This window comes from Ruminococcus sp. 1001136sp1_2201st1_G3_2201SCRN_220225, from assembly GCF_040924365.1.
GTDB classification, from domain to species: Bacteria; Bacillota; Clostridia; order Lachnospirales; family Lachnospiraceae; genus Blautia_A; species Blautia_A faecis.
In genome coordinates this window covers 207,128-213,361 of sequence record NZ_JBCOME010000001.1, presented here as the reverse complement: position 1 = coordinate 213,361, position 6,234 = coordinate 207,128, and the positions used below count along the sequence as shown (strand labels likewise).

The following is a 6,234-nucleotide window of genomic DNA, read 5'->3' as shown; positions in this document are numbered from 1 at the left end:
ACGCCAGTTGCTGCGGAGCCGCTGTTGGGATACCACCCTTGCAGTACTGGGCTTCTAACCAGCCGCCGTGAACCGGCGGTGGGACAATGCCAGACGGGGAGTTTGACTGGGGCGGTCGCCTCCGAAAGGGTATCGGAGGCGCCCAAAGGTTCCCTCAGAATGGACGGAAACCATTCGAAGAGTGCAAAGGCAGAAGGGAGCTTGACTGCGACACCGACGGGTGGAGCAGGTACGAAAGTAGGGCTTAGTGATCCGGTGGTATTAAGTGGGAATGCCATCGCTCAACGGATAAAAGCTACCCTGGGGATAACAGGCTTATCACTCCCAAGAGTTCACATCGACGGAGTGGTTTGGCACCTCGATGTCGGCTCATCGCATCCTGGGGCTGTAGTAGGTCCCAAGGGTTGGGCTGTTCGCCCATTAAAGCGGTACGCGAGCTGGGTTCAGAACGTCGTGAGACAGTTCGGTCCCTATCCGGCGTGGGCGTAGGATATCTGAGAGGAGCTGTCCTTAGTACGAGAGGACCGGGATGGACGGACCGCTGGTGTACCGGTTAGACTGCCAAGTCTACGGCCGGGTAGCCAAGTCCGGAAGGGATAAACGCTGAAGGCATCTAAGCGTGAAGCCCCCCTCAAGATGAGATGTCCCATTCGAAAGAAGTAAACCCCCTTGAAGACGACGAGGTAGATAGGGCAGAGGTGGAAGTGCAGTAATGCATGGAGCTGACTGTTACTAATAGGGTGAGGGCTTGACCAAAAATCGCAAGGTTTTGAAAAAGATTCTTGACAAATATTCCACAAGGATGTAACATGTATGTAGTTTTGAAGGTGCAAACCTTTATATTCCTCCTTAGCTCAGTCGGTAGAGCATTCGGCTGTTAACCGAAGTGTCGTTGGTTCGAGTCCAACAGGGGGAGTTTAATCGGAGCATGAAGCCCGATTTGATAAGGCTCCATGGTCAAGCGGTTAAGACACCGCCCTTTCACGGCGGTAACAGGGGTTCAAATCCCCTTGGAGTCATTCGCTTCTGCGAAGAACTAAATAATATGGTGCCATAGCCAAGTGGTAAGGCAAAGGTCTGCAACACCTCTATCCCCAGTTCAAATCTGGGTGGCACCTCTTAAAGCTCTTGATTTATTCAAGAGCTTTATTTGCGCACAAAATTCCGGTGCAAAATAGGTTTGGCTTGATCTGAAGGGGGGGCGAGCTGCATTGAAAGTTCTTAACAGTTTCGAGGTGCAGTGCCGGAAGAAATTTTGGATTTGACGAAGGAGAAGAATTGAAATGAAAGAGGACAGACAGGACCTGACCACAGGCTCTATCTGGGGGAAAATGCTGTTTTTTAGTATCCCTCTGGTGCTGACCAACTTTTTGCAGGTGTTGTTTAATATGGCGGATATCGCGGTTATTGGTCAGTTTGCGGGCTCTTTATCATTGGGGGCAGTGGGATCCACTACTACGCTTGTAACTCTTTTTACGGGCTTTCTGATCGGTATGGGCGGCGGTACCAATGTTCTGGTGGCAAGATTTTTCGGAGCGAAGGATAAAGAGAGTACGATCAAGACGATACATACGGCTCTTTTGGTAAGTATGGCTGCGGGGATGATCGTACTGATCTTTGGACTGCTCTTTTCAAAAGGAATTCTGGAGCTGTTGAATACCAAGGAAGAACTTCTGGATGGTGCAGTACTGTATATAAGGATCTATTTTCTGGGAATGCCGGCAATGGCTCTTTATAATTTTGGTAATGCGGTGTGCAGTGCTTTTGGAGATACGAAGAAGCCTTTGTATTATCTGGGTGCAGCTGGCATTGTAAATATAGTATTGAATCTGTTTTTTGTAATTGTCTGTAAAATGGATGTGGCAGGTGTTGCAGCTGCGAGTATTATTTCCCAGTATTTATCTGCGTTTCTGATCCTCCGGGCTCTGGTAAAAGTGGGCGGGGATTATGCACTTCGTCTTTCCAAACTGAGGTTTGACAAGAGAATGGCAGGATACCTCATTCAGATCGGTCTTCCGGCAGGATTGCAAAATGGTATTTTTCAGGTGGCAAATCTGTTTATCCAGGCAGGCGTCAATACCTTTGATGCTATAATGGTGGCAGGTAATTCCGCTGCGGCAAATGCAGATGCTCTTTTGTATGACTCCATGGCTGCTTTTTATACAGCCTGCGGAAGCTTTATGGGGCAGAATTACGGTGCAGGGAAAAGAAAAAGAGTGCGAAACAGTTATCTGGTCAGCCTGGCTTATTCCTTTGGAATTGGAACCATAGGTGGTATTGCACTGGTTATATTCGGCAGACAGTTCCTGGGACTTTTTACCAATGATCCTGCGGTTGTGGATGCCGGAATGAAACGACTTACGATTATGGGATTCAGTTATGGATTTTCTGCATTTATGGACAGTGCCATTGCAGCTTCCCGTGCTCTTGGAAAGAGTGTTATTCCTACGGTTATTGTAATTATAGGATCCTGTATTTTCCGAATGGTATGGGTAAATACGGTGTTTGCCTACTTTAAGACGATTCCGTCTTTATATCTGCTGTACATTTTCTCATGGGGAATTACGGCAGTGGTGGAAATTATATATTGGGTACATGTATACAGGAATACAAAAATTGGATAAAAAATCCCGGGCATATGTGCTTCATAAAGGAAGCGGTGCCCGGGTGTTTTTTGTCTGGAATTATGTGAAATTATTCAGCTGCTGTAACAGATGTAATGTGCGGGTTTACGCCCTCATACCAGTACAGGAAGCCTTCCATATCGATCTTATCGCCAATGTTCAGAGCTTCTACGGCTTTGTAAACATCGCTGTCTTTGTCACAGAGATAAGACTCTACTGTGAAAGTATAGGTTTCGCCGTTAAGGGAAACGTTGAAGTAAAGGTCATCTCCCTCAGAACCGGATCCATCGTAATTGTAAAGGTAAGCTACATCATTTCCGTCAGCATCCTGTCCGGCAGCTTCTACGGTCATTCCCTTGAAAGATACCAGCTCGTTCTGATGATCGATCAGCTCGTCCTTACCAAGAAGATCTGTTACATCAAGCGGCTCTGCGATGTATTCACCGTCCTCAATCTCGAAAGAGGAAACATCAGCAACCTCAATCTCGCCAGACCATTCTGCTTTATATCCGGTTACTTTGATCTTAGTTCCCGGAACCAGCTTCTCATAGTCTTCTTCGGAGCATGGCATGTTATAAATGAAGTATGCGCCATCTTTGTCCTGGGTATAGAAGGTAGCCTTATCTTCCCACCAGGACTGCTTTGCCTGTACATAGGTCTCGATGGTAACCTCGTCATCAACAGCTGCTGCAAGGTACTCGTCATGGGTCATAACACCTTCGGATTTCACATCTGCGTCTTCTGCAGTGCTGTCAGCAGCTTCTGTGTCATCAGCAGTTTCCTCTGCAGCAGTGGTATCCTCAGCCATAACAGCTGCCGGGAATGCAAAGGTAAGAGAGAGAGCCATCAATAATACAAGTCTTTTTTTCATAGTTTCTCCTTTCTGGGTACGTAAGTTTCAGATGTCTGACAAGGTGAGTGTAAAGTCATCTGTCAAAAACGATTGTACACAATCACCTTTATTATAAACAAAATTATGGGGAAATCAAGCTTAAATATTACGCTTTTTTCTTTAATCTTTCGATGAAAAGATAAAGTAGGATCAGACCCCAGACTATTGCCAGACTTCCAAGAAGAATTCTGGATTCTGCCGGAAGAGGACCAAGCTCTTTTTTTCCAGAGGACTGGTCTGAGGAAATCTGATCCAGGTGATACAGGGAGGTTACATCGCTGTAAAGTTTATCAATATAGGCATCATCAATCTCCTGTTTTCTTCGGACAGATTTGGTCACGCTTTCAATCAGCTGTCCTGCGGCATCACGTAAAGAAGCGGAGCCGTTAAATACAGGGGTGACAAAAGTATGCTCCATATTGTCAAGGAGCAGCCTGGAAGCTTTTATTTTTACATCGTAGTAAGTGGAATTGTCTTCCCCTTCCCTGGAAAGATAATCCTGATACTGGTCGGATTCCTGGGCTTTGCTGGTAACCGGCACATAACCTTCCGTTTCAGAATAAGCGGTCTGTACGTCATTTGTGAGCAGATACTGGGTAAAGAGCCAGGAGGCCAGCACTTCCTGAGGATCTTTCTTATTGAAGATACATACAGAAGGTCCCTGTGAAATCATCTGCGGATTATCCGGGTCAAACTGTGGAATGGTCATAACCTCTGTTTCAAAATCCACCAGAGCATCAGAACTGATGTCCACAAGAGGGGCGTTTGTACCCATCCAGGTGGAGCCTGCTGTGGAATCTATGGCAAAGATACATTGCCCTGCATTCAGGAAGTTAGCCGGATAACTGGAAATTTTAAAAGTGGAAAAAGCACCGGTTTTTACATGTTCAGCGATGGTATCCAGCAGACTTGCCGTGGTGTCGTTAAAAAGCTGGATTTCTCCGCTGTCAGTGGAATATCCTGCTTTTTTCTGCTTTAGCATTTCAATCATCATATTGTCTGTGGATTTGTCTATAAATGGAATCAGTACATTCTGATCGTTGACCTTGTAGGTTCCATCTTCATTTTGCGCCATGGCGGCTTCACTTACTTCCCACACAAAATCCCATGTGAGGGTTTCCGGAAGGGTGTATCCAAGCTTTTCCACATAGGTTTTATTTACATAGCAGGCTTCTGTGGAGCGCATGAAGGGAAGGGCATAATAGTGACCGGAAAATGAACACTCCTGTAAAAAACCGGGAATGATCTCATCTTTTTTCACTGAGGAGAACGCAAGGTTGTCGCCGCCAAGTCCGTAGCTGGAATCTGCCATCAGATCGTCCAGAGGGACAACGGTATCGCTTCCCGTAAGGTAGGTGGCAATATGGTCCGGGTAGGTGATACATACGTTCGGAGTGGTGCCAGTGGCGATGTTGGTGATTACATCGTTGTAGATTTTGCCGTAGTCCGTGTAAAGCCGAAGATCTACGGTGATATTGGGGTACAGGGCTTCAAAATCGGATATTGCCTTTTTATAGATTTCGGTCTGGGTTTTGTTTGTGTCGTTTTTGGCCCAGAAAGTGATCTCGTAATCTCTGGAGGTGTCAAATTCCCCGGGAATGGTAAAGGCACTTTGGTCCTTCGCGCCATGACAGCCTGTAAGCAGAGTCACGGAAGAAAGGGCAGCCAGGGAAAAAAGCAGGAAAGGCTTTTTGTGGAACGCTCCAGGATGTTTTTGTCTGAATAATCTCATCCTTTTGTACCTCCTCTTGAAACTCCTGACATAATCTTGTTTCTGAAAAGCAGGAACAAAATGATCAGGGGCAGGGAAATCACAACCACTGCCGCCATCATGGCAGGGACATTTTCACGCCCAAAACCGTTTTCGCGAATCTCCTGAATTCCGTTGGAAACCAGATAGTAGTTCTGGTCATCGGTGATCAGTCTTGGCCATATGTAGGAATTCCAGCATTCGATTACCTTCAGGATAGCAATGGTGACCATGGTAGGCTTACAGATGGGAATCATTACCTTGCAAAGGTATTTCAGATCTGAGGTTCCGTCCACTTTGGCTGCACGGTAAAGCTCATCTGGTACCTGTTCAAAATTCTCTTTCAGAAGATAAATATAAAATACGGAGGTGACAGATGGCAGGATCAGCCCAAGGAAAGTGTTCCGCATATCCAGGTTGGTGATGGTCACAAAATTGGTAATGATCACAAGTTCGTTTGGAATCATCATCAGGGAAAGGAATAAAGTGAAAGCCAGATTTTTCCCTCTGAATTCAAGCCTTGCAAAAGCAAAGGCGGATAGTGTGATCACAACCATCATAATAGCGGTGGTGGCAACTGTGAAAATCAGTGTGTTCAGCAGATATTTTCCCAGGGGCACTGCTGTAAAGGCATCTGCATAATTCTGCAGGGTAGGCGTCAGTGTAAAGAAGGTGGGAATGTGCTCTGCATTGTAGGAACTGTAGCTTTTTACAGAGGTAAGAAGCATCCAGTAAAAAGGAAACAGTACGACCAGAGCCCAGATGGTGAGCAGCAGGTAGACAAGGATGTTTCCAAGGGAATGCCGTCTGGCGGCAGTATGCTCCGATTTTGTAAACTGAGTGGTATCTTTTTCCATGTTTTCTCCTTTATGAAGACTAAAGCGTGTCTGAAAAATCATTCCTGCAATCTGCACGCCCCACTTTGCGGTATATTTTGCCCGAAAATACCTTTCAGACAAAGAGAGTGA

The 6,234-nt window shown here is 46.1% G+C and carries 5 protein-coding genes, 3 tRNA genes and 1 rRNA gene; 6 read left to right on the top strand and 3 right to left on the bottom strand.

Going from position 1 to position 6,234, the window contains the following annotated elements; translation table 11 throughout:
- From AB5642_RS01060 to AB5642_RS01040, 5 genes are all read left to right on the top strand, one after another.
- Positions 1–756: ribosomal RNA gene (locus tag AB5642_RS01060) — 23S ribosomal RNA — on the top strand; the annotation flags it as partial.
- An 87-nt stretch (positions 757–843) separates the two neighbouring features.
- Positions 844–916: transfer RNA gene (locus AB5642_RS01055), tRNA-Asn, on the top strand.
- Positions 917–947: 31 nt separating this feature from the next.
- Positions 948–1,019: transfer RNA gene (locus AB5642_RS01050), tRNA-Glu, on the top strand.
- A gap of 28 nt (positions 1,020–1,047) precedes the next feature.
- Positions 1,048–1,118: transfer RNA gene (locus AB5642_RS01045), tRNA-Cys, on the top strand.
- Between the two features lie 165 nt (positions 1,119–1,283).
- Complete coding sequence (locus AB5642_RS01040) at positions 1,284–2,624, top strand: MATE family efflux transporter (RefSeq protein WP_173735909.1); 1,341 nt, start codon at positions 1,284–1,286, stop codon at positions 2,622–2,624.
- Between the two features lie 70 nt (positions 2,625–2,694).
- Here the strand turns inward: AB5642_RS01040 and AB5642_RS01035 are convergent, their stop codons facing one another.
- The 3 genes from AB5642_RS01035 to AB5642_RS01025 form a co-directional block, all read right to left on the bottom strand.
- On the bottom strand, positions 2,695–3,495 hold the full coding sequence (locus tag AB5642_RS01035; protein WP_173717580.1) for a hypothetical protein: 801 nt from the start codon (positions 3,493–3,495) through the stop codon (positions 2,695–2,697).
- A gap of 127 nt (positions 3,496–3,622) precedes the next feature.
- Positions 3,623–5,248, bottom strand: a complete 1,626-nt coding sequence (locus AB5642_RS01030; protein WP_368371409.1) for an ABC transporter substrate-binding protein — start codon at positions 5,246–5,248, stop codon at positions 3,623–3,625.
- A complete protein-coding gene (locus tag AB5642_RS01025; protein WP_118583645.1) occupies positions 5,245–6,123 on the bottom strand; it encodes a carbohydrate ABC transporter permease in 879 nt (292 codons plus the stop codon). The genes AB5642_RS01030 and AB5642_RS01025 overlap by 4 nt, the downstream gene beginning before the upstream one ends.
- Between AB5642_RS01025 and AB5642_RS01020 the strand changes: the two genes are divergently transcribed.
- Positions 6,067–6,234 carry a DUF6783 domain-containing protein gene (locus AB5642_RS01020; RefSeq protein ID WP_368371408.1) on the top strand — a complete coding sequence of 56 codons (168 nt, stop codon included), beginning with the start codon at positions 6,067–6,069 and terminating at the stop codon, positions 6,232–6,234. The two genes, AB5642_RS01025 and AB5642_RS01020, sit on opposite strands and share 57 nt — an antisense overlap.

Bases quoted from the DNA above. Each gene is read 5' to 3' on its own strand.
- AB5642_RS01040 (WP_173735909.1), top strand. From the start codon at position 1,284: ATGAAAGAGGACAGACAGGACCTGACCACAGGCTCTATCTGGGGGAAA.
- AB5642_RS01035 (WP_173717580.1), bottom strand. From the start codon at position 3,495: ATGAAAAAAAGACTTGTATTATTGATGGCTCTCTCTCTTACCTTTGCA.
- AB5642_RS01030 (WP_368371409.1), bottom strand. From the start codon at position 5,248: ATGAGATTATTCAGACAAAAACATCCTGGAGCGTTCCACAAAAAGCCT.
- AB5642_RS01020 (WP_368371408.1), top strand. From the start codon at position 6,067: ATGCCGTCTGGCGGCAGTATGCTCCGATTTTGTAAACTGAGTGGTATC.
- AB5642_RS01025 (WP_118583645.1), bottom strand. From the start codon at position 6,123: ATGGAAAAAGATACCACTCAGTTTACAAAATCGGAGCATACTGCCGCC.